Genomic DNA, 20,685 nt, shown 5'->3' with positions numbered 1-20,685 from the left:
GTAAGCGTGTATGGTCTGCGCCGGAGGTGACATGGATGTTCGATATCCGCTCTTCAGGTAGCTTGAAGCCTGCAAGGGAGATTCGGCGATGGTTCCAGCGAAACGTAATCATGCAGAAAAACATGGCGAAAAAAATCAGCCAGCCGAGCTGGGCGAGCTTGCCGAAGACTCGCGTATTACGGTGCGGCGACCGGGTGCGCCTGCTCGCGACGGAAGATGTGTCGTTTACTGGATGCAACGCGCACAACGGGGTGTCGACAATCATGCTGTCGACATCGCGGTGAAGCTGGCGAATGCGCTTGCGTTGCCGCTGGTGGTGTACTTCGCGGCTATCTCCAACTTTCCTCACGCCAATCTGCGGCATTATGCGTTCCTGAACCAGGGCCTGCGAGATGTCGAAGAGGATTTGGCCGAGCGGGGCATTGCATTTGTAATGCGCCGCGCCCCGAACGAATCGCATCCACAGTTTTTTGCGGACGTGGGTGCCGCGATGGTGATCGGCGATGAGAACCCGATGCGGGAGCCGGAGCGATGGCGGCAGAAGCTGGCAGCGCAGTTGAAGATTCCCTTCTGGACGGTGGACACTGACGTTGTTGTGCCGTCGAAACTGATCGAGCGCGCCCAATACGGTGCTTACACGATCCGGCCGCGCCTTTATCGGCTGTTGGCGGATTACATGCATCCGTACGAAAACCTGAAGGTCGATCGGGAGTGGAAGAGGCCGAAGGGTTTTTATGCAGACTCCGTTCGGGACGACATTACGCGCGGATGGAAAGATCTCGACCGCAGCGTGTTGCCTGTCGAGGCCTGGACCGGAGGCACTCACGCGGCGCAGAAGCGCCTTCAGCATTTCGTGAAGTCGATGCTTGCAGACTACGAGACGAAGCGTAGCCGACCCGAGGTCGATGGCAGCTCATGCCTGTCGCCCTATCTGCACTTCGGTCACATAGGCCCGCTGACGATCGCACTCGCGGTCGAAGCAGCTGTGAGGAAAAATGCGCGACTGCGCCCGGCACGGGACGCCTTCTTCAACGAGCTGATCGTGTGGCGGGAGCTTGCCGTGAACTTCGTCCGCTACACGAAGAACTACGATTCGCACGAGTGTGCCGAGCCGTGGGCGAAGCAGACCGTCTCCGAACATGAGCGCGATGAGCGTGAATACCTGTACAAGCTAAGCGAGCTTGAGGGCGCCAGAACGCACGATGACCTATGGAACGCCGCGCAGCTTCAGATGCTGCATCACGGCTGGATGCATAATGTCATGCGAATGTACTGGGCCAAGAAGATTCTGGAGTGGACTCCGGACATCGCTACCGCGATGCGGTATGCCATCCATCTCAACGATAAGTACTTCCTGGATGGACGCGACCCCAACGGATACGCCGGTGTCGCATGGGCCATCCTGGGAAAATTCGACCGGGCATGGAACGAGCGACCCATCTTCGGCAAGATTCGCTATATGTCGGGCGCTTCGACGGGACGAAAGTTCGATTCGAAGCGCTACATGCAACAGATGCAGGTTTTGCCCACCCAGGGCGGTTTCGACTTCCTAAGCTGATATCCTTAAAACTTGGCAAACTATCTCATTACCGGCGGCGCTGGCTTCATCGGTTCGCACCTGGCGTTTGCGCTGATCGAACGTGGCAACCAGGTCAGAGTGCTCGATAACTTCGAGACGGGCCTCGAGAAGAATTTAGCTCCCATCCGCGATCGAATTGATCTGCGCGAGGTGGACCTGGCGGATGCCGAGGCGGTTCGCAGCGCCTGCGAGGGCATCGATACCATCTTCCATGAGGGGGCGCTTCCGAGCGTTCCGCGCAGCGTGAAGGAGCCGCGTCCAAGCCACGAGACGAATATCGGCGGTACCTTCAACGTGCTGGAAGGTGCGCGACTGGCCAAGGTTAAGCGTGTTGTCTACGCGGCCTCCTCTTCGGCGTATGGCAACCAGCCGGGATTCCCGCGCGTGGAGACCATGGCTCCGCAGCCGCTATCGCCCTATGCCGTGCAGAAGCTGACGGGCGAGCTCTACATGCAGGCTTATTGGAGAGTCTACGGACTTGAGACGGTGTGCCTTCGCTACTTCAACATCTTCGGTGCGCGGCAGGTTCCGGACTCGCCCTATTCGGGCGTGATGGCCCGCTTCATCCTGATGATGATGCGCGGAGAGACGCCAACCATCTTTGGCGACGGCGAGCAGGGCAGGGACTTCACCCATGTTGAGAATGTGGTCAGCGCAAACCTGCTGGCGGCCGAGGCTCCGGCAGATCAGGCCGCCGGGCGCGTGTTCAACATCGCATGCGGCGAGCGTCATACGCTTAACGAAACGTATGCGGTTCTAGCAACCTTACTCGGCTTCAAGCATCCACCTATATACGGGCCGGAGCGCGAAGGGGATGTCCGTGATTCACTGGCCGATATCTCCGCTGCTTCCGCAGCGCTGGGCTATGTCCCGCGGATTGGTTTTGAAGAGGGCTTGCGCCGCACCGTCGCATGGTATCGCGACGAATTTGCTGGTTAGGACGATAAAGAAAGTGACACCGACAAACATTGCTGTATCTGCGGGAACGGGACTAGAAGAGTGGTTGGCAGGAATCGACCGGCGGACAACGCGGGTTGGAATCATCGGGCTGGGTTATGTTGGTCTTCCCCTGACGCTACTTTTTAGCGAAGAGCGTTTTCAAGTCACCGGCTTCGACATCGACGCGACTAAGGTCGCAAGTCTCAACTCGGGCCAGTCCTATATTCATCGCATCGAGCCGGATCACATCCAGGCCGCACAGCGAAGCGGCTTTCGCGCTACCTCAGAGTTCTCGGAGATTACCGCGATGGATGCGGTGCTCATCTGCGTTCCCACGCCGCTCAATGAAGACCACACGCCCGACATGAGCTATGTCGTCTCCACCATTGAGGCGATCGCACCGCATCTGCGCGCCGGGCAGCTGGTGGTGCTTGAAAGCACCACCTATCCTGGGACCACCGAAGAGATCATCGTCGAAACCATCAACCGGCATGGCGCCGGTAAAGGCCTGAAGGTGCTGCGCAACGATGCTTCCGGCACGGAGCTCGATGGCGTGATGGTCGCATTCTCGCCGGAACGCGAAGATCCGGGCAACATCATCACTCCTCGCCGCGATATCCCCAAGGTGATCGGAGGAGTCGATGCTCGGGCGACTGCAGCTGCATCGGCTCTCTACGGGAGCGTCTTCCGCAAGACTGTGCCTATGTCCACTCCGGCAGCGGCGGAGATGACCAAGCTGCTCGAAAATATCTACCGCTGCGTCAACATCGCTCTGGTCAACGAGCTTAAGCAGCTCTGCGGTCCCATGGGGATCGACATCTGGGAGGTGATCGAGGCGGCCGCCACAAAGCCTTTCGGTTTTCATGCCTTCTATCCCGGCCCCGGTGTGGGAGGCCATTGCATCCCTGTCGATCCGTTTTATCTGAACTGGAAGGCGCAGCAATTTGGAATCCAGGCCAAGTTCATCGAGCTCGCAGGCGAGGTGAACGAAGCCATGCCCGAGTATGTCGTCCAGTCGACGGCACGCGCTCTCGAACGCGACGGCGCCACCCTGCGTGGGGCGAAGGTGCTGGTGCTGGGTGTCGCCTACAAGCGCGACGTCGACGACCTTCGGGAGTCACCCTCGCTGATCGTCATCGAGAAGCTTCGCCATGCCGGAGCGCAGGTGGAGTATAACGACCCCTTCTTCCCTGAGGTGGGACGCGGCCGCCACTACGACCTGCATATGCGCTCGACTCCGCTTGAGAACCTGGAACGGTTCGACTGCGTGCTCATCCTCACCGATCACTCGCTCTACAACTATGGTGAAATTGTCAGCCAGGCACGGCTGGTCGTAGATTCCAGGAATGCCACGCGATCGATCCAGTCACCCAAGATCGTGCGCTGCTAGAAATGCGGCCACGCGAAGCCGCGCCCGCGTTCAGCAACAGTTGAGATCAAAGGGAATCATTAGAGTTTTTTTATCCCTTTCTGAAACGCCTCTTCACTTTTCTTTACCCTTCTGCGTTGACTCCACGAGTGCAGCCTTGCAGCATCAGGAACAGGTGTCTGCACTGAGCAGCTAGCAGCCATGGGGTCCAAAAAGTCGACAAAACTCGAAGTGTGCCTGCAGCGGCCAGGGCGATTTGCACGTGCGGCTGTACGGGCGACTTTGTTCTTTACTCTGGGTATAGCTCAGGCAAATTCACAGGTCTCCCCACAGACGAATGGCCTGGACGCAACATGGCAACCGCTCGGACCGGAGCAGGTGATGACTGCTGCGTACGGCAAAGTGACCGGTCGAGTGACTGCCATCGCAATGGATTCCACGGATTTGACGGGCAATACCGTGTATGTCGGTACGACAGGAGGCGGCGTATGGAAGTCGGGCAACGCGGCAGGTCCAGCCTCGGCCGTTACCTTTGCTCCCCTTACCGATACCCTGCCGGTCTTCAGCGGCAACGCGGGGAGCGCCGCGATTCCATCCTTGAGCATCGGAGCTCTCAGTGTTCAAGGCTCGCTGGTGCTAGCAGGCACTGGTGACCCGAATAACGATCTTACCGATTCGTTCTACGGCGGGGGTCTACTGCGCTCAGCAGACGGCGGTCTGACGTGGACTCTCATCAATACCTCAAAGGACTCCCCGAATCAGAATTATCTGTTCACCGGTCTGAGCTTCGCTGGTTTTGCGTGGAGTACAGCCACCCCGGGCACGATAGTGGCAGCGCTCTCTCAGGCGGCAGAGGGGACTCTTACAGGCGCTGCCGATCCAGCTGAAAGCGTAATGGGCCTTTACTACTCGACCGACGAGGGCGTCACCTGGCACATGAGCACCGTGATGGACGGAGCCCAGATCGTGCAGCGGCCTCTGGCCACAGGTGCAAATTCCAGCGGAGGCAATGCGGCAACCGCGGTGGTCTGGAACCCCGTGCGCAGGCGCTTCTATGCCGCTCTGCGCTTCCACGGCTACTACGAGTCTGTCGATGGCATCACGTGGACGCGCCTGGCGCAACAGCCCGGCGCTGGCCTGACGACCGCAGCATGTCCCACCAATCCCAACCAGGTCGGTAATGCCAGCTGCCCTCTCTTTCGCGGCGCACTTACAGTAGAGCCATCCAGCGGCGATATGTATGCCCTCACCGTAGGCTCCGACAAACACGATCAGGGCCTGTGGCGCGATGTATGTGCACGCACGGGCACAGTCTGCGCGAACCCTGTTTCCTTTTCGCAGCAGGTTGGCGGGAGCTCACTTGAATTGAGTGACGGAAGCACCGTGGTTCTGCAGGGTGACTACAATCTTTCGCTCGCTGCTGTTGCCTCCGGCGCAGACACGTTGCTCTTTGCCGGTACGGTAGACCTCTACCGTTGTTCGCTCTCATCCGGTTGCGCGACCATGCGCAACACTACCAACGCGCTGAACGCATGCGGTGCTCCCGCGAAGGTCGCACCCGCGCAGCATGCGCTGTCGGTCCGTGCCACCACTGGCTCCCCCGTCCTGTTCCTTGGCAACGATGGAGGCTTGTGGCGATCGACCGACGGTGTAAACCAGCAGGGCGCCCCGTGTTCGCCTGATGACGCGGTGCACTTTGAAAATCTCAACGGCGGTCTCGGCTCGCTGGCCCAGGTAGTGAGCGTGGCCCAGCACCCCACCGATCCGGCAACGCTGATCGCCGGGATGGGGGCAAGCGGCACTGCAGCCACAACAGCGGCTACGTCGACCGGAACAGGTGCGTGGAACCAGCTTGCTGCAGGCGAAGGCGGCACTGTTGCGATCGATCCGGCTAATCCCGATCTCTGGTACATCTCGACTGCAGCGGGAGTCAGTATTCGCAGTTGTGCCAAAGGCGGAAGTTGTGCCTCGTCGGATTTCAGCGGACCGCCGACGATCGGTCCCTTGCAGACCGCAAACGACCCTTCGCTCATCCATACTCCATGGCTTCTTGATCCCGCTCTTTCGTCAAATATCATCCTCGGCACGTGCCGGGCGTGGCGCGGCACAGCAGCGGACGGATCGCTGTGGTCGGGGAACAACGTGATCAGCAGGATGCTGGCCGGTCCACAAAGCAGCACCTGTGCTACCACCAACGCGATGGTGCGTTCGCTTGCAGCGGGAGGCCCGGTGTTAAGTACTCCCGACGCGCAACACTCGGGCTCGCAGGTTATCTACGCCGGAATTGCCGGAACTCTCGGCGGCGCTAACGCAAAGGGACATCTCTTCGTCACCCAGGCGTCGCAGACCGGAACCAACGTCAGCGCGTGGAGCGATGTAAGCGCTTCGCCGGTCACGAATGCGAATACAACTCCGTTCAACCCCAATGGCTATGACATCTCTTCGATCGCAGTGGATCCCCATGATCCTACCGGGAGCACTGTCTATGCGACGATCATGGGTTTTCACGTAGCGCATGTATATCGCTCGACCGATGCCGGAGCCCACTGGACCAATATCACGCGCAACCTTCCTGACATGCCGGCCAACAGCGTCGTCGTCGATCCGAACGATGCCAACACCGTCTACGTTGCGATGGATGGCGGTGTCTATGCGACCACCCAGGTGACCACATGCCCAACGGCCAACTGCTGGAGCCTCTACGGAGAGGGCCTGCCGAACGCTCCAATCACACAGCTTGCCGTGGCCCAGGGGATGACTATGGGAGATGGTCGTACGGGAGAGCTGCGTGCAGCGACCTACGGGCGCGGGATATGGCAGATTCCGCTGTTGACTGCATCCCTTCCGGCGCAGCCGGCGATTTCGTTGAATCCCACGGTATTGGCCTTCACCGATCAGGCCGTGGGAACGCCAAGCGTCTCCAAACCTATCGCGGTGACGAACACCGGTAATGCTCCCCTGACCATCAGCAGAGTGGATATCAGCCTGGCGCAGCTTCCTCTGGGACCACAAGCAGAGTTCTTCGAGACGGATGATTGCGTCGGCGTCCCCATCGCCGCGGGCCAAAGTTGTGCGCTCCAAGTCAGCTTCGCTCCTGCGGCAATCGGAAGTCGCAGCGCAACGATGACCCTCTTTGGCAATGTTGCGGGAGGGCAGGCGACAGTTTCGTTGACCGGCTCGGCCACGCCTGGAGGCGCGGTTGTTCTCACACCACTGTTTGCCAACTTTGGCGCAATCGATGTAAACACGACCAGCGCTGCGCAGAACATCACCGTCTCGAATACTGGCGGCGCGCAGGTCGCACTTGAGGCTCCCGCCATCAACGGCGACTTCCATATCTCCGCGAACACCTGCGGAGCGGCCTTGAAGGCTAACACCGGATGCACCCTTGGTATTGCCTTTACTCCCACAGCATCCGGCGCGCGAACCGGTAGCCTCACCATCTCCCACGATGGAGATCCGTTGACAGCTTCGCTAAGCGGACGAGGAGTTCTTCCCGCTACCGACTCGATGGCGCCCGCGAGCCTGTCGTTCGCAACGCAGCCGCTTGGCACGTCAAGCCCACTTCAGCGCGTGCTGCTGACCAATGCAGGCGATGCCGCGCTTACGCTGATTTCGGCGCAGACAAGTGGGGATTTCATCGCGGTGAACTCCTGTGGCAATTCGCTCGCAGGCCACTCCACCTGCACGATCGGGGTGATCTTTCAGCCAACCATCCTTGGCTCGGCCACAGGTTCCCTGACCATCTCAGATCAGTATCGATCGCAGAGTGTGCCCCTGACCGGCATGGGGGTAGCTCCGCCTGGAGTTTCTCTGTCGCCGCTGTTCGGGATGAGCTTTCCCGCGACCGGCGTCGGGCTTAGCTCCGTGCCGCAGGCGGTGACTCTCACGAACAATGGCGGCCTTCCGCTTTCTATCGCGACCATCGCTCTGAACGGCGACTTCGCCATCGTGCCCGGCAGCAACACCTGCACGGATACGCTGGCTGTAGGCGCAGCGTGCACGATGCAGGTGGTCTTCAAGCCTTTAGCCGGAGGAACGCGGCGGGGTAGTCTGACCATTGCCGACAGCGCAATCAATTCGCCGCAGACCTTGCCTTTGACCGGTCCAGGCGTCGAGTTTGCATTGACGCCGAACGGTCCCGCGTCGGTCACGACTTCCAGCGGCCAGAATGCCGTCTTTCCACTGCTCTTTACCTCAGGGCCCGCGGTGTCGGGCGCAAAGGTGAGTCTCACCTGCTCGGGCGCCCCGGTCAATTCGACCTGCAACATCACCCCATCCAACCTTTCGCTGGACGGCAATGCGGCTACGGTGTCGGTCACCGTATTGACCGGTGTTCCCAATCTCTCCACCCTCGCTCGGCCGAATCGATATCTCTGGGCTGTTCTATTACTTCCTGCAGGGTTGTTCACGATTCGTCGTCGACGTCTTGCCGCTGTGGCCCTTCTGTGCGTTTTGATTGTCGCGGGTGGGTGCGGTTCGGGCAGGCTGATTCCGTCGAATGGAGGGCCGGGTTCAGGTGGCGGTACCCCGGGTGCCGTGACTCCCACAGGAAGCTACAACATTGTGGTCACGGCTGCCAGCGCAGGGCTTGTACGAAGCGTGAACCTTACGCTGGTCGTTCAGTAACTGCTCCCGCTCTTGAAATTACGCCGCTCTTCCCGCGCTCGCACCGGATGCCCAGGCCCATTGGAAGTTATAGCCTCCAAGCCAGCCCGTAACATCCACTACCTCTCCGATAAAGTAGAGACCCGGAACCTTGCGGCTCTCCATCGTCTTCGCATCGAGCTCGCCCGTATCGACACCGCCCGCGGTGACCTCGGCCTTTGCATAGCCCTCTGTTCCCGCGGGAATGACGCGCCAGGCGTGCAGATCGCGTTCGTACTGTTCCAGCGCCACGTTGCTCCAGCCCGTTGGCGGATGAACCGCGAGCCACCGCTCCGCGAGACGTGCCGGGAAGACGGATCGTAAAGCTGCGATTGCTGTGGAAGGATCGCGGCGGCCGTTGTGAGCGTGCAGAGATGCAAAGACGCTGACTTCCGGCGCGAGGTCCAGCTCGACCGGTTGACCCGGCTGCCAGTACGAAGATGCCTGAAGGATAGCCGGGCCGCTGAGCCCGCGATGGGTGATCAGCATCTTCGCGCGAAATCGGACTGGCCGCTTTGTGCCTGAAGCAGCCGCAATCACTTCGGTGGAAAGACCCGAGAGATCGCACCAGGATTCTCGATCTTCGGGGCTGAAGACGAAAGGCACCAATGCTGGACGGCACGGAACGATGGCAACGCCGAACTGTTCGGCGATCTCATAGCCGAGGCTTGTAGCTCCCATCTTCGGGATGGAGAGGCCACCTGTAGCGACGACGACCGAAATAGCGCGGAAGGCTCCCGTCGAAGTATCGACGGTAAAGCGCTGGTTGATTGCCTCGCCGGAATTACCCGGTGGAGTGACGTTCGTGATCTTTATGCCGGTGAGAATGCGCACACGGGCATCGACGCACTCGCGCTCCAGCATGGAGACGATCTCCTGCGCAGAGCGATCGCAGAAAAGCTGACCGAGTGTCTTCTCGTGATAGCGGATTCCGTGCTTTTCCACCAACGCAAGAATGTCTGCCGGAGTGAAGCGGGCCAACGCAGATTTTGCGAAGTGTGGATTGGATGAGAGGAAGCTTTCCGGGCGGCAATGAAGGTTGGTGAAGTTACAGCGTCCTCCGCCGGAGATCAGAATCTTCTTGCCGATGCGTTCCGCGTGATCGAGAACGACGACCCGGCGACCGCGTCGACCCGCTTCAATGGCGCACATCAGCCCGGCTGCGCCTGCTCCCAGAACGACGACATCGACGTTATCCACAATTTCCTCAGCTTCGATGCTATCAATCCACACGGTCTTGCCGTGCGAAACAATTCTGGCAAGTTACAGCGGGTCTCGATTAAGTTCGGAGATAACCGAGTGGGGTCATAAGCGTGGCAAAAAGCTTTTCCACATTTTCCACCGCAAGCCTCTATTTCCACAGCAAAAAAAGCCTTCGAAAGTCCTTGATCCGCGCGGCTTCCGGAGTACTATTCATTTCACCGGAAGAGTGATCTTCCAGAAGGAGAGAGCAAACAAGGGTTATCGAAGAGGACCGGCAACGGAACTCAAAAGGGCGGAAGGGAAACCGGATGTCCTGCGATAGGCCAAGGAAGTTCTTACGGCGAGTGTTGTAACGGAGGCGGACGGAAAATGCAGGCTTAGGCTCGCAACTTCTGGACAAGTTCGAGATAACATCACGTTGTGATCTGGTCCCGAATCAGATCTTCGAAAATCGGAAAGAAAGGGCGGTTTCTCGCAAGAGAGATCGCCCTTCGCTTTTTATCCCACCTAACGGGCTTTTGGATCGGGCTCGCCGAAGAATCGCGCACGCACGCCTTCGTCGATCGGTAGATCGGGTCCGCTGATGATGTGATCTGGAACCCTGCTGGGGTCCTCCTGGATCAGTGGCATAGCGGTGGCGCGTCGCCGGTCAGCCTCCGGGCCCTGCTCCTGAAAGATCTGTCTCAGCCATTCGCAGGAGGTGTGGATCACGGAAAAGTAACGTTGGTGTTCGGCGGCATAGTCATGGCCGGCGCTGTCCCAGTCATTATTGCCGAGGAGAGCTTCAATGAGCGTCCGCACGTCACGCAGTGTCAGGGACATTCCCTGTCCGTAGGTCGGATCGGTGGTGGCGGCGGCATCCCCAATGAGGGCGACGCCGGTGGAGTAAGGATGCTCGACCCAGTCTTCATCGCAGGGAAAAGATGCAAGTGGGCCGATGCAGCGAAGAGAGCCATCATAGAAACCGGGAAAGGGTGTGGTTCGTCGCGAGTAGTCGATAAATCGTGGCAGAGCCTGTTGGCCCTGCAGACGTTCCGGTTCCTGAGCTGGATAGGCCAGGTAGGCTCGAAAGCGATCCTCGCCTTCGTAGAGGACACCGACTACGGTAGCCGTCGCGGGGTTGAAAAGAAAATGGGCCAGATCGCGGGGCATCGCCAAACCAGTGAGCAACACGCCTGCAAACAGAAAAGGATGGGGTTGGCGTGTCACGGTGAATCCCGTCCACTTGCGAGCGGCTGAATTACGCCCATCCGATGCGACAACGATTCTCGCCGAGAGCGTCTCAGTGCCTCTCGAGTCTCGAAACTCTACGCGCGGGTGCTTGCCGGGGTGGATGGCGAGGACAGTACCTCCCCGGCGGACGTGAGCGCCTGCCGCAGTTGCGGCCTGGAGCAAGGCTTCCTGCATCTCGGGATGGCTGAAGCCGAGGGCAGGCACGGCCTGCGGGGTCGTGGCTGCGAGGTCGCGAGGTTGGCCTAAACCCATCTCCAGGAGGGGGCACCAACAACCGCAAGTTCCGAGCGTGTCCTCAAGGGCAAGCCGCTTCGCTTCAGAGACTCCCCAGGGTTGCAGGAATTCGCCGCGGACGCGATCTTTGAAGTGCGTCTCCTGCTCGAGAACCAGGACTCGGGCGCCAGCATCGGCCATCACTTTGGCCAGCGCGGAGCCTCCCAGTCCACCACCCGCTACGATCATGTCGTAATCGTGGGTCGGCATAGACTGACCTGCCTTTGCCGAGGGATGATACTCCCCGTAATAGGGAGGGTCAATCGGCTCACCTAAGCGAATCGAGAGCGGTAGCGCGCCACATGATCCGGAAACAATTCTTCGTACAGTGGGTATCCAATACCCAGAACCTCAACTTCGAGCGATTCAGCGCCGAGCTCCGCAGAGTAGTCGCGGATTAAAACACCACCCTGTGCACGAAGCTCAGTTCCATCGGAAAGACGAACAGCAAGGTTCAGGTGTGCCTGTGAACTATCTCGTCTGACGACCACCAATGGTTGAATAGCATCGTATGCTTCGTTTGGCAAAAACCTTCCGACAGCAACCCCCATCGGCGGATCTCCAGACTCAAGCTCGGAATACCCTACGAGAACACCATTAGCAAGAACTTCGAATCGTGTCATATTGAGTAACTATCGTGATTCAGCGTAATTCGGTTAGGGGCCTTCTGTTACCAGTGCAAGACTTCGGCCAGTATTTGCAAACGAATCTCCAGTTCTTTTCGGTTGAAGATTGCTCTGACAGTCGCGGGCCATATTATTCCTTTGTTTGAGCCAAGACTTCCGCGAGGTGCCTAGGGCGGGCGTTGGTGTTCTGGGTGATCTGTTCGCAGCAGCTGAAGCCGTCGGAGACGATGATGGCCTGCGGGTTGTTACGGACGGCGGGTAGAAGGACGCGCTCACCTAGTTTCTGCGAGATCTCGTACTTGTCGTCTTCGAAGCCGAAGGGTCCGGCCATACCGCAGCAGCCCGAATCGAGCGCCTGGACCTCGGCACCCGTGGCGCGGAGAAGCTGGAGCTCGTCGGACATTCCGCGCTCGCCGATGCCGGTCATGGCCTTGTGGTGGCAGTGGCCGTGCACAACAATCTTGCCGTCGATCTTCGGCGGCTGGTAGTGCGGGGCGTGCTTTACGAGGAACTCGCTGAGGAGGTGGACGAGGGAGCGGAGTTTCGCAGCACGTGGATCGTTGGGGAAGAGGTTCACAAGCTCGTCGCGAAAGACTGAGGCGCAGCTGGGCTCGAGCACGACGATGGGGGTTCCGGCTTCGATCTCTGCAGTAAGAGCATCGAGGATCTTCTCAAGGTACTTCTTGGCGGTGTCGAGCATGCCGAAGTCGTAGAGCGGACGGCCGCAGCAGAGATGGCGGTTGGGCAGCGAGACCCGGAAGCCTGCCTCGGTGAGAACTTGATGGGCGGCACGCATGGTGGCGGGATGGAAATAGTTGTTGAAGGTATCGGCCCAGAGGAAGACCTGGGGAGCATCGGCCGGTAAGGGATTGCGGCGATCCTTGCGGCGTCGAGGGTCGCGGGCGAGGCGGCGGTCGGGAGTGAAGGGCCGCGAGAAGCGGGGGAAGTTTCGGCTGGGATGAATGTGCAGCACCGACTTGATAAGCGAAGAGATTCCGGGTGCGTTGTTGATCGCGTTGACCAGGCCCGGAGCGATGGAGGCAAGGCGGGCCCAGCGGTCGATACGGCCGAAGGCGTAGTGCGCGAGCGGGCGCGAATGATGCTCATAGTGGTGGGAGAGGAACTCGGCCTTGTAGGTGGCCATGTCGACGGAGACGGGACACTCGCTCTTGCAGGCCTTGCAGGAGAGGCAGAGATCGAGCGATTCGCGGACCTGCTCATTCGCCCAGTCGTCGGGAAGGACCTCGCGCTGCATCAGCTCCCACAAGAGATGGGCGCGGCCACGAGTGGAGTGTTGCTCTTCTCCGGTTGCCATGTAGCTGGGGCACATGGTTCCAGCGTCGGTTTTGCGACAGGCGCCCACGCCAACACAGCGCAGGGTTGCGCCAGTGAAGGAGCCCTGGTCGGCGGCGAAGGAGAAGTGGGTTTTGGGCTCCCAGGGCTTGTAGTCGGCGCCAAGGCGGAGGTCTTCGTGAATCTCGTGCGCGTCGATGAGCTTGTGGGGATTGAGTTTGTTGTCCGGGTCCCAGATGCTCTTGAAGGTGCGGAAGGCGCTCATCAGCTCGGGGCCAAACATCTTGGGAAGCAGGACGCCGCGAGCCTGGCCGTCGCCGTGTTCGCCGGAGAGCGAGCCGCCGTGGGCTAGAGCGATGTCGGCGGCCTTCTCCATGAACTCGCGGAAGTCGAGGATACCCTTTTCGGTCTGGAGATCGAAGCTGAGGCGCATGTGGACGCAGCCTTGGCCGAAGTGGCCGTACATGGGGCTGAAGTAACCGTACTGCTGCATGAGCGCGTAGATAGCGCGGAGGTAGGAGCCGAGCTGGGTGGGATCGACGGCGGCGTCTTCCCAGCCTTCCCAGCCGGTGCGTTGACCGGGAACGAAGGCGGTGGCTCCGAGGCCGGATTCACGGATGGCCCAGACTCGGTGCGCCTGCTCGTTGGTGTAGATGCGGGCCTGGGTGATCGCCTCGAGCGAGAGGGCGAGTGCTCGGGCGCGGTCGTCGGCTTCTTGTTGCGTATTTCCGCCGAACTCAACGAGGAGGAAGCCTCGGCCCTCGGGGAGCAGTGGAATATCGTTGAGGGCTTTCTGCTTGTTGCGAAGCGAGTCGAGCAGAAGACCGTCCATGCCCTCGAGGCCGATGGGTTTATGAGTGAGGACGAGCGGTACGTGGTCCGCGGCGATAAAGACGTCTTCAAAGCCGATACCGACGAGGGTGCGAAATTGTGGCGATTCGACGAGATTGAGCGTTGCGCCCAGGATGACGGCGCAGGTGCCTTCGCTGCCGACGAGCGAGCGGGCGATATTGAAGTTGTTTTCGGGAAGCAGCTCGTCGAGGTTGTAGCCGGAGACGCGGCGGGGAATGTTGGGGAACTTCTGCCGGACGAGGTTGCCGTAGGTGTCGCGGAGGATCTTGAGCGAGGAGTAGATGCCGCCGATGCGGCCGCCGGCCTGGATGTGGCCGGCGATCTCGCGTTCGGGCGTGGCTCCGACGGTAAGGCGGGTCCCGTCGTAGAGCAGAATGTCGAGGGAGTGGATGTTGTCCACTGTCTTGCCGCCCATCAGCGCATGGATCCCGCAGGAGTTGTTGCCGATCATTCCGCCGATGGTGCAGCGGCTGTGGGTAGCGGGATCGGGAGCGTAGGTGAGAGCGAACTTTTCGGCGGCCTCGCGAACACGATCCAGCACGATGCCGGGCTGAACGCGCACGGTGCGGGTGACGGGATCGACCGGGCCCATCTTGTTCATGTACTTCGAAAAGTCGAGGACGACAGCAGCGTTGGTTCCCTGGCCTGCGAGCGAGGTTCCGCCGCCGCGCGAAAGGACAGGCGCGTTGAATTGGCGGCAGACGGCTACTGTCGCGATGACATCGTCCTCATCGAGAGGTATGACAAGACCGATGGGGATGTGCCGGTAGTTCGAGGCGTCCGTGGCGTAGAGAGCGCGAGAAGCCTGGTCGAAGCGGACCTCGCCGCGAACCTTCTGCCTGAGGGCTTGTTCCAGCTCGGAGGCGGCAGCAAAGGTTTCGTGAGCGCGAGCATGCGAACTGGGCAACAGAACAAAGGGAGAGGAGGTTGCTGGGGTCGTAGTGGACAACGGATCTGTACTCTTTCGTTTTTTCGTATCGTTACTGGCGTTGGCAGGTGCGATTCGCCTTGAATTTCACGGCTTTTCCTACTTGTTTTCGCAGTTTCTTTTTACTTTGAATTCGCGGTCATCTTAAAGATAGCCTGTGCGTTCGAGCTGTCGAAGCTGAGATCGAGCGGGCTCTTGCCGTTCTCTTCTGGCATGCGAAGACGCGTGATGAATTCGTAGAAGGAGCCTGGAACCTCTTTGGCGACGATGCTTCCGTCCGCCGCGCGAAAGTTACGCTGAACCCGGGTAGCAAGGAAGGCGGTCTGACGCACGCGGCCAGACTGCGATTTTTCGACGACATCTTTGATGGGTTGGTGGAGCGCCTTCAACTCGACGGTGAGTTGATCGACATCGGGGACGCGGTCGGTGGCGTGGTTGAAGGCGTTGCCCTCAGTAGAGATCCAGGCCATCTCGGGCGATTCGGCGAGGAGCGCCTCATAGTCAGCGAGTGCGGGCTCGGCGTGCTGGCGCTGGAAGACAGAGACAAGAACGGGAAGGAGTTTCTGCGAGTCCTCGAGGGAGAGAGAACCGTCGGTTTCGAGTTGCTTCAGAAGTTGTAGGGCCTCGGGAGTGAGAGGATCGATCGAGGTTGACGTCACACGCGCGACGGCAGACTGGAAGTCGGGCGAGAAACGCTCGGGATGGAGCTCGCTGATGAAGAACTGCGCGATGTCTTCAGGGTAATCGGCCTGCGCGTGGGAACGGCCAGTCATACGGAGCCGCTCGAGCGGATAGACACCATGGAGCGCATATCCCAGCGGACGCAGGATGCGGGTGATGGCCTCCTGTCCTGCGGGAAGCGCTCCCATGCCTTCTAGCCCTACGGTGCGGACGGCACCGTGATCGTGCATCACAGTGCGATTCTGACCGAGGTTGCGTTGAACGTACTCCCCGGCGGCAGGAACACGCTCGAGGAGATCTTCAAACAGAAGCATATTGAGCGCCTGAGCAAGGACGGCGCGGGAGACACGAGGTCCGGCGTCGGCGACTAAATCTGGATGAATGACCAGGGCGCCGAAGAGTCGGCTGGTACGGACGGGTCCGATGCTGAGTTCAAGAAGCTGATGTAAAACGCCGGTCTCAGATTTCATGGGTCTGGCTCCTGTGTTCAGGGCTACCTCGCGTACACGAACGATCCATCCCTCGCGAAGCAGGACACTGTAGATGGTAATCCTCCGTGGCGATTCAGTGTCAGGTTGTCTTGCTTACGAACAGGATGGGCGCGTCCCGGGAATCTGCCATCTCGATGCGAGCGATAGGACGAAGCCCTCGGACGGAGTTTCCGAGAAACACGGCCTCGGCATGACGGAGGTCGTCGAGGCCAAGAGGGCGTTCGCCGGCACCGGGGTCGGTCGCGAGAATATGGCGGCGGAAGACGCCGGGCAGCACTCCCGATGCGAGAGGCGGAGTAACGAGCCTCCCCTCAAGCTTTACGAAGAGTGTGCTGATTGCTCCTTCGGCGAGTTCTTCCTTCTCATTGAGGAAGAGGGCTTCGTCGAAGCCGTCCTGACGGGCCCTGGCGTATTCACGGTCGTAGAGTTCTCGTTGGGTGGTCTTGTGGCGCAACAAGATATCGTCTGTCTTCACACGATGGGGCGATATCCGGACAGTCCATGGAGAAGAGTCCTGTGTGATGGCCGTGTGAGTGAGGGTGACCTCGCCGTTTGTGGAGAGGAGAAGGCGGAGTCGGAACTGCTGACCGACGAGACGTAAGGCTATCAGCTCCTCGATACGGGATTCAATGGCGCTCCGGTCGAAGGCAAAGTCGAAGTAGGCTGCCGAAGAGGCGAGGCGATCGAGATGCAGCGGCAGAAACGGCATGCCGCTGCCGTCGAAGAGCATGGTCTCAATGAGCTGGAACTGTGGTGCTGCGCGAGTGAGGAATGAGGCCTTGAGCTGGCACTCGCGATACTCCGACGCGGCTTCGGAGTCGGCGACGATTCCCCCGCCAACTCCCATCCTCGCGACTCCATCGCGCAGGACGAGCGTTCGAATGGCAACGTTGAACGTTGCATCGCCGGAGGGCGCGATGTGACCGATCGCTCCTGTGTAAACGCCGCGAGGCTGGCGCTCAAGCTCCTGAATGATCTGCATGGTGCGGATCTTCGGCGCACCGGTGATGGAGCCGGAGGGAAAGAGCGCATGGAAGATCTCTTCGAAGGTGAGGTTCGGTCGAAGCTTGCCCGAGATCGTCGAGGTCATCTGCAACAGAGTTCTGTAGCGTTCGACGGCGAATAAAGGATCGGTGTGCACGGAGCCATCGCGGCAGATTCTTCCGAGATCGTTTCGCAGCAGGTCGACAATCATGACATGTTCGCTGCGGTTCTTTTCGTCAGCCTGCAGGAGCGCCATCTGTCGCTCGTCTTCTGCGAGGTCCAGACCGCGAGACATGGTGCCTTTCATGGGACGGGTGACGATGCTGCCGTTGCGAATCCTGAAGAAGAGCTCTGGCGACAGGGAGAGGATGTGGTGGCCGAAGACGCTCAGCAAGGCGCTGTAAGCGACCGGCTGCGTTCTTGAGAGCACCGCAAAGGAAGCTGCGGCACCGTGAGATGTAGACACGGTGACCGAGTCGGTGAAGTTGACCTGATAGGTATCCCCAGCCTCGATGTATCGCTGGATGGCATGGATCTTCTGCGAGTAATCGTCCTGCGGGATATCGAGGGAAACCTCAGTGACGAAGCTATCCGGGGTCAGGACAGATGGAGCGCCGGGAGGTGTGGGACCGCGGAAGACGCCCTCTGCATGGTCGAAGACGAAGGGCTCCGCATAGGCGCCAAGCCATGCCAGCGGCAGTAAGTCGCCAGTGGAGGGAGCAGCGTAAGAGTTGTGGCGGGACCTGGATTCGAGGAGATATCCGCACTCATACGCGAAGTAGCCTGCAAGGTGAAGACCGCGTCGGCGACAGGATTCGATCCACTGAAAGAGCGCGTGAAGCTCGTCGGCGGCATTTGCCGAGATGACCTCCACAGGATTCAGGAAGAGATAGCTGAGGCGGTTCTGTTCATCGAAGCGAGACGTCTCGAGCAGCACAGCATCGGGCGAGCCAGCCGCGAGCGTTCGAAGGTATTCCGGAAGCTGAGTCCACGCAGACATGAATTGCCTTTGATTGTTTCATGTCTGCGCCGCGCGAATACGCGAGCTTAAACCGTCTCTGGAGTCGAGGACGTCAGCGTGATGGAGACGTCCTCTGAACCGAGGCGCGGATGCTTGGCCACCAGGCGCACCGTGCCGGGATGTTCGCCGGCACGGATCCATACGGCTCCTGTGCCTCCGATAAGCGAGAAAGGATTGTCACCGATCAACTCTGCGGGGCCTTCGAGTTTGAAGGTGATGGGATCGTTGGCGTAGGTGCGAATGTTTCCGAACTCATCGGTGACGCGTAGGACGATGCGCGTGGTGTCGGCTCCGTCGGCGACGAGCGTGGTGTCGTCAGGTACTAGCGTGAACTTTCGATCGGCCCCACTGCCGGACATCGTCTTCGAGATGACCTGCTTGCCCTGGATGTAGCCGTCGATGCGCAGATCGCCCCAGTCGTGGCGCTTGAGGCTATCTCGATCTAGGATGAAAGGGCCGTAGGTGAGGTACTGAAACTCGGTGCGGTCAGGGTCGAGTTCGGCGATGAGGTCCCACGGGGCTTTGTCGTCGCCGACGGCACGCAGATAGAACTTCAGGTGGTCGCAGTTGGAGCAGACGACGGCCTTGGTGAAGTTGGTGGACTCGTCGCTGTTGGCCCAGTGGAAGGCAGGCTCGAGGACGATCTCTTCCGAGGGGTCGCACTGCGATTTGTAGAACCCCGCGGCTGCTTTGGGTTCCCGGAAGATGTCCGTAACGCCGTGATAGCAGATACGGTCACCAGCACCGAAGTTTGCATGTGTGTTGTAGTCGAAGGCGCACCAGCCAATGCCGCCTGCATACTGCGGGTCCGAGGCAATCTGGTTGTGGATGCGTGCGTGACGCAGTGTATGCTCGCGCTGGCGCTCGTCATCGTCAGTGGTCTTGGTGGGGAAGGTGTGACCGACGAATTCGGTGTTGAGATAACGCGGGTGATTCGGCTTCCTGAGCGGGAAGCCGAAGTCGTTGATGGTAAAGACATCCTCCAGCAGCTCTGATTTTTCGAAGTTGCGGATGCCCCCGGTCTGCCGCGTGGGATCGAGCAGGTGCGCGAGTTTGTTGGTACGAGCGTAGAAGTCGTGGTCATCCGGAGATTCATTAATGCGCACGCCCCAGAGGATGATGGACGGGTGATTCCAGTCGCGCCGGATCATGCGGCCCACATTGTCGATGGAGATCAACTTCCAGGGTTCGTCACCGATGTGCTGCCAGCCGGGAATCTCTTCGAGTACGAGCAGGCCGATCTCGTCGCAGCGATCAAGGAAATGGCGCGACTGCGGATAGTGCGAGGTACGGACGATGTTGCAGTGCAGGTTGTGGCGAAGAATATCGGCATCGCGACGCTGTGCACGGGCAGGCATCGCCTGGCCGACGAAGGGAAACGTCTGATGGCGGTCGAGGCCACGAAGTTTGACGATCTTGCCGTTGAGCGAGAAGCCGCCGGGAGTGTAGGTGGCTTCGCGAAAACCGATGCGGCGCGTATCGGAATCCATAAGGCGACCCGCAGACAGAAGTCGAACATGGACGGTATAAAGCTTCGGACTCGTAAGGTCCCAAAGTGTGATTCCTTCAAGCCGGTCGAGTGTAACGGTGTGGCGGGCGGGATCATCGGCTGTCTGAGTACTGGCATGGACTGGTGCGGAAGTAATTGGGTTCGCTGTTGCGTTCGGATCCGACCCGGTGGAATGCGAGACCGGGCTGGAGTTTTTGGAGACGACGCGATCGCCGTCGCGAAGCTCAACCTCGAGTGAGAGACCGGAAGCGCTTGAACCGCCCAGAAAGCAATCGACCTCGAGGCTCGGTGCGCCGGTGAGAACATTCTTTGCTCGCGCAAAGATGTTATCGACATATGTCTGAGGGACGATGCGCAGCGAGACCTCACGATAGATTCCGCCGAAGGTAAGATAGTCGATCTCGTTGCCAAACGGTGGAATGTCGGCGCGCTCGGAGGAGTCGACATAGACGGTGAGGACGTTTTCTCCAGCGGCTTTCAGGTGCGGCGTCAGATCGAATGAGAACGGTGTGTAGCCACCCTTGTATTCACCAAGCGAGGTTCCGTTGATCCAAACCGTCGAGGCGGTCATCGCTCCCTCGAAGTCGAGGAAGACTCGTTTCCCTTTGGCTGAAACAGGCGTGCGGAAGCGACGCCGGTACGTGGAGACGAACTCGTACTCCTTGTCGTCAAAGCTATGCCAGGGAAGACGAATGTTCGTGTGCGGAATTACGATGCGTTCGAAGGACGCATCGTTGAAGTCAGGATCGTGCGCATCGGCTATGCGGCCAGCGTGATATTTCCAGCCGCGATTGAGCGAGAGGACCGCACGGTCACCATCCCCTTCTTCAGCAAGGGTCTTGGCTCCAGGAAGAGCCGTGGCGGCAAGAAGGGTTCCAGTGGTTTTGAGGAAGTCGCGACGGTCCATAAATGTTTGGGTGCTCCAAAATCCTAGAAGCATCCTAAGTACATTCAAACAATTTGTCACAAGTCTGGCGGTAGCGGCTATCTGGGCTGCGGATGTGGGAGAAGGTCTGATTTCTTCAGGGTCGCTCCCGTCGCGAGAAGCGGCGACGT

11 protein-coding genes are annotated in these 20,685 nt (G+C 59.7%); 4 read left to right on the top strand and 7 right to left on the bottom strand.

Features of this window, described 5'->3' with window-relative positions; translation table 11 throughout:
* Positions 1-88 precede the first annotated feature (88 nt).
* The 4 genes from AC5S26_RS02535 (at position 89) to AC5S26_RS02520 (ending at position 8,516) form a co-directional block, all read left to right on the top strand.
* On the top strand, positions 89-1,558 hold the full coding sequence (locus AC5S26_RS02535; RefSeq protein WP_494183278.1) for a deoxyribodipyrimidine photo-lyase: 1,470 nt from the start codon (positions 89-91) through the stop codon (positions 1,556-1,558).
* A 12-nt stretch (positions 1,559-1,570) separates the two neighbouring features.
* Entirely contained in the window at positions 1,571-2,518 is a 948-nt protein-coding gene (locus tag AC5S26_RS02530; protein ID WP_494183277.1) for an SDR family oxidoreductase, read from the top strand.
* Positions 2,519-2,531: 13 nt separating this feature from the next.
* Positions 2,532-3,908: a nucleotide sugar dehydrogenase gene (locus tag AC5S26_RS02525; RefSeq protein WP_494183276.1), complete on the top strand. Its 1,377-nt coding sequence runs from the start codon at positions 2,532-2,534 to the stop codon at positions 3,906-3,908.
* 180 nt (positions 3,909-4,088) lie between these two features.
* Positions 4,089-8,516, top strand: a complete 4,428-nt coding sequence (locus AC5S26_RS02520; protein ID WP_494183275.1) for a choice-of-anchor D domain-containing protein — start codon at positions 4,089-4,091, stop codon at positions 8,514-8,516.
* Between the two features lie 18 nt (positions 8,517-8,534).
* Here the strand turns inward: AC5S26_RS02520 and AC5S26_RS02515 are convergent, their stop codons facing one another.
* The 7 genes from AC5S26_RS02515 to AC5S26_RS02485 form a co-directional block, all read right to left on the bottom strand.
* On the bottom strand, positions 8,535-9,734 hold the full coding sequence (locus AC5S26_RS02515; RefSeq protein ID WP_494183274.1) for a BaiN/RdsA family NAD(P)/FAD-dependent oxidoreductase: 1,200 nt from the start codon (positions 9,732-9,734) through the stop codon (positions 8,535-8,537).
* A 510-nt stretch (positions 9,735-10,244) separates the two neighbouring features.
* Positions 10,245-11,453, bottom strand: a complete 1,209-nt coding sequence (locus AC5S26_RS02510) for an FAD-dependent oxidoreductase (RefSeq protein ID WP_494183273.1) — start codon at positions 11,451-11,453, stop codon at positions 10,245-10,247.
* Between the two features lie 62 nt (positions 11,454-11,515).
* Complete coding sequence (locus AC5S26_RS02505; RefSeq protein WP_494183272.1) at positions 11,516-11,794, bottom strand: hypothetical protein; 279 nt, start codon at positions 11,792-11,794, stop codon at positions 11,516-11,518.
* A gap of 205 nt (positions 11,795-11,999) precedes the next feature.
* Positions 12,000-14,963, bottom strand: a complete 2,964-nt coding sequence (locus AC5S26_RS02500; protein ID WP_494183271.1) for an FAD-binding and (Fe-S)-binding domain-containing protein — start codon at positions 14,961-14,963, stop codon at positions 12,000-12,002.
* Positions 14,964-15,064: 101 nt separating this feature from the next.
* Complete coding sequence (locus AC5S26_RS02495; protein ID WP_494183270.1) at positions 15,065-16,093, bottom strand: DUF1338 domain-containing protein; 1,029 nt, start codon at positions 16,091-16,093, stop codon at positions 15,065-15,067.
* Between the two features lie 100 nt (positions 16,094-16,193).
* Positions 16,194-18,098 (bottom strand): aminodeoxychorismate synthase component I, encoded by a 1,905-nt coding sequence (gene pabB, locus AC5S26_RS02490; protein ID WP_494183269.1) that lies wholly within the window; start codon positions 18,096-18,098, stop codon positions 16,194-16,196.
* A gap of 47 nt (positions 18,099-18,145) precedes the next feature.
* Positions 18,146-20,536, bottom strand: a complete 2,391-nt coding sequence (locus AC5S26_RS02485) for a glycoside hydrolase family 2 TIM barrel-domain containing protein (RefSeq protein WP_494183268.1) — start codon at positions 20,534-20,536, stop codon at positions 18,146-18,148.
* Positions 20,537-20,685: the final 149 nt, after the last annotated feature.

It is taken from the genome of Edaphobacter sp. FHG110511_03, assembly GCF_059115365.1.
The sequence above is the reverse complement of the archived record's forward strand: the minus strand, read 5'-3'. Positions and strand labels throughout refer to the sequence as shown.

Bases quoted from the DNA above. Each gene is read 5' to 3' on its own strand.
- AC5S26_RS02520 (WP_494183275.1), top strand. From the start codon at position 4,089: ATGGGGTCCAAAAAGTCGACAAAACTCGAAGTGTGCCTGCAGCGGCCA.
- AC5S26_RS02535 (WP_494183278.1), top strand. From the start codon at position 89: ATGGTTCCAGCGAAACGTAATCATGCAGAAAAACATGGCGAAAAAAAT.
- AC5S26_RS02510 (WP_494183273.1), bottom strand. From the start codon at position 11,453: ATGCCGACCCACGATTACGACATGATCGTAGCGGGTGGTGGACTGGGA.
- pabB (WP_494183269.1), bottom strand. From the start codon at position 18,098: ATGTCTGCGTGGACTCAGCTTCCGGAATACCTTCGAACGCTCGCGGCT.
- AC5S26_RS02505 (WP_494183272.1), bottom strand. From the start codon at position 11,794: ATGGGGGTTGCTGTCGGAAGGTTTTTGCCAAACGAAGCATACGATGCT.
- AC5S26_RS02495 (WP_494183270.1), bottom strand. From the start codon at position 16,093: ATGAAATCTGAGACCGGCGTTTTACATCAGCTTCTTGAACTCAGCATC.
- AC5S26_RS02485 (WP_494183268.1), bottom strand. From the start codon at position 20,536: ATGGACCGTCGCGACTTCCTCAAAACCACTGGAACCCTTCTTGCCGCC.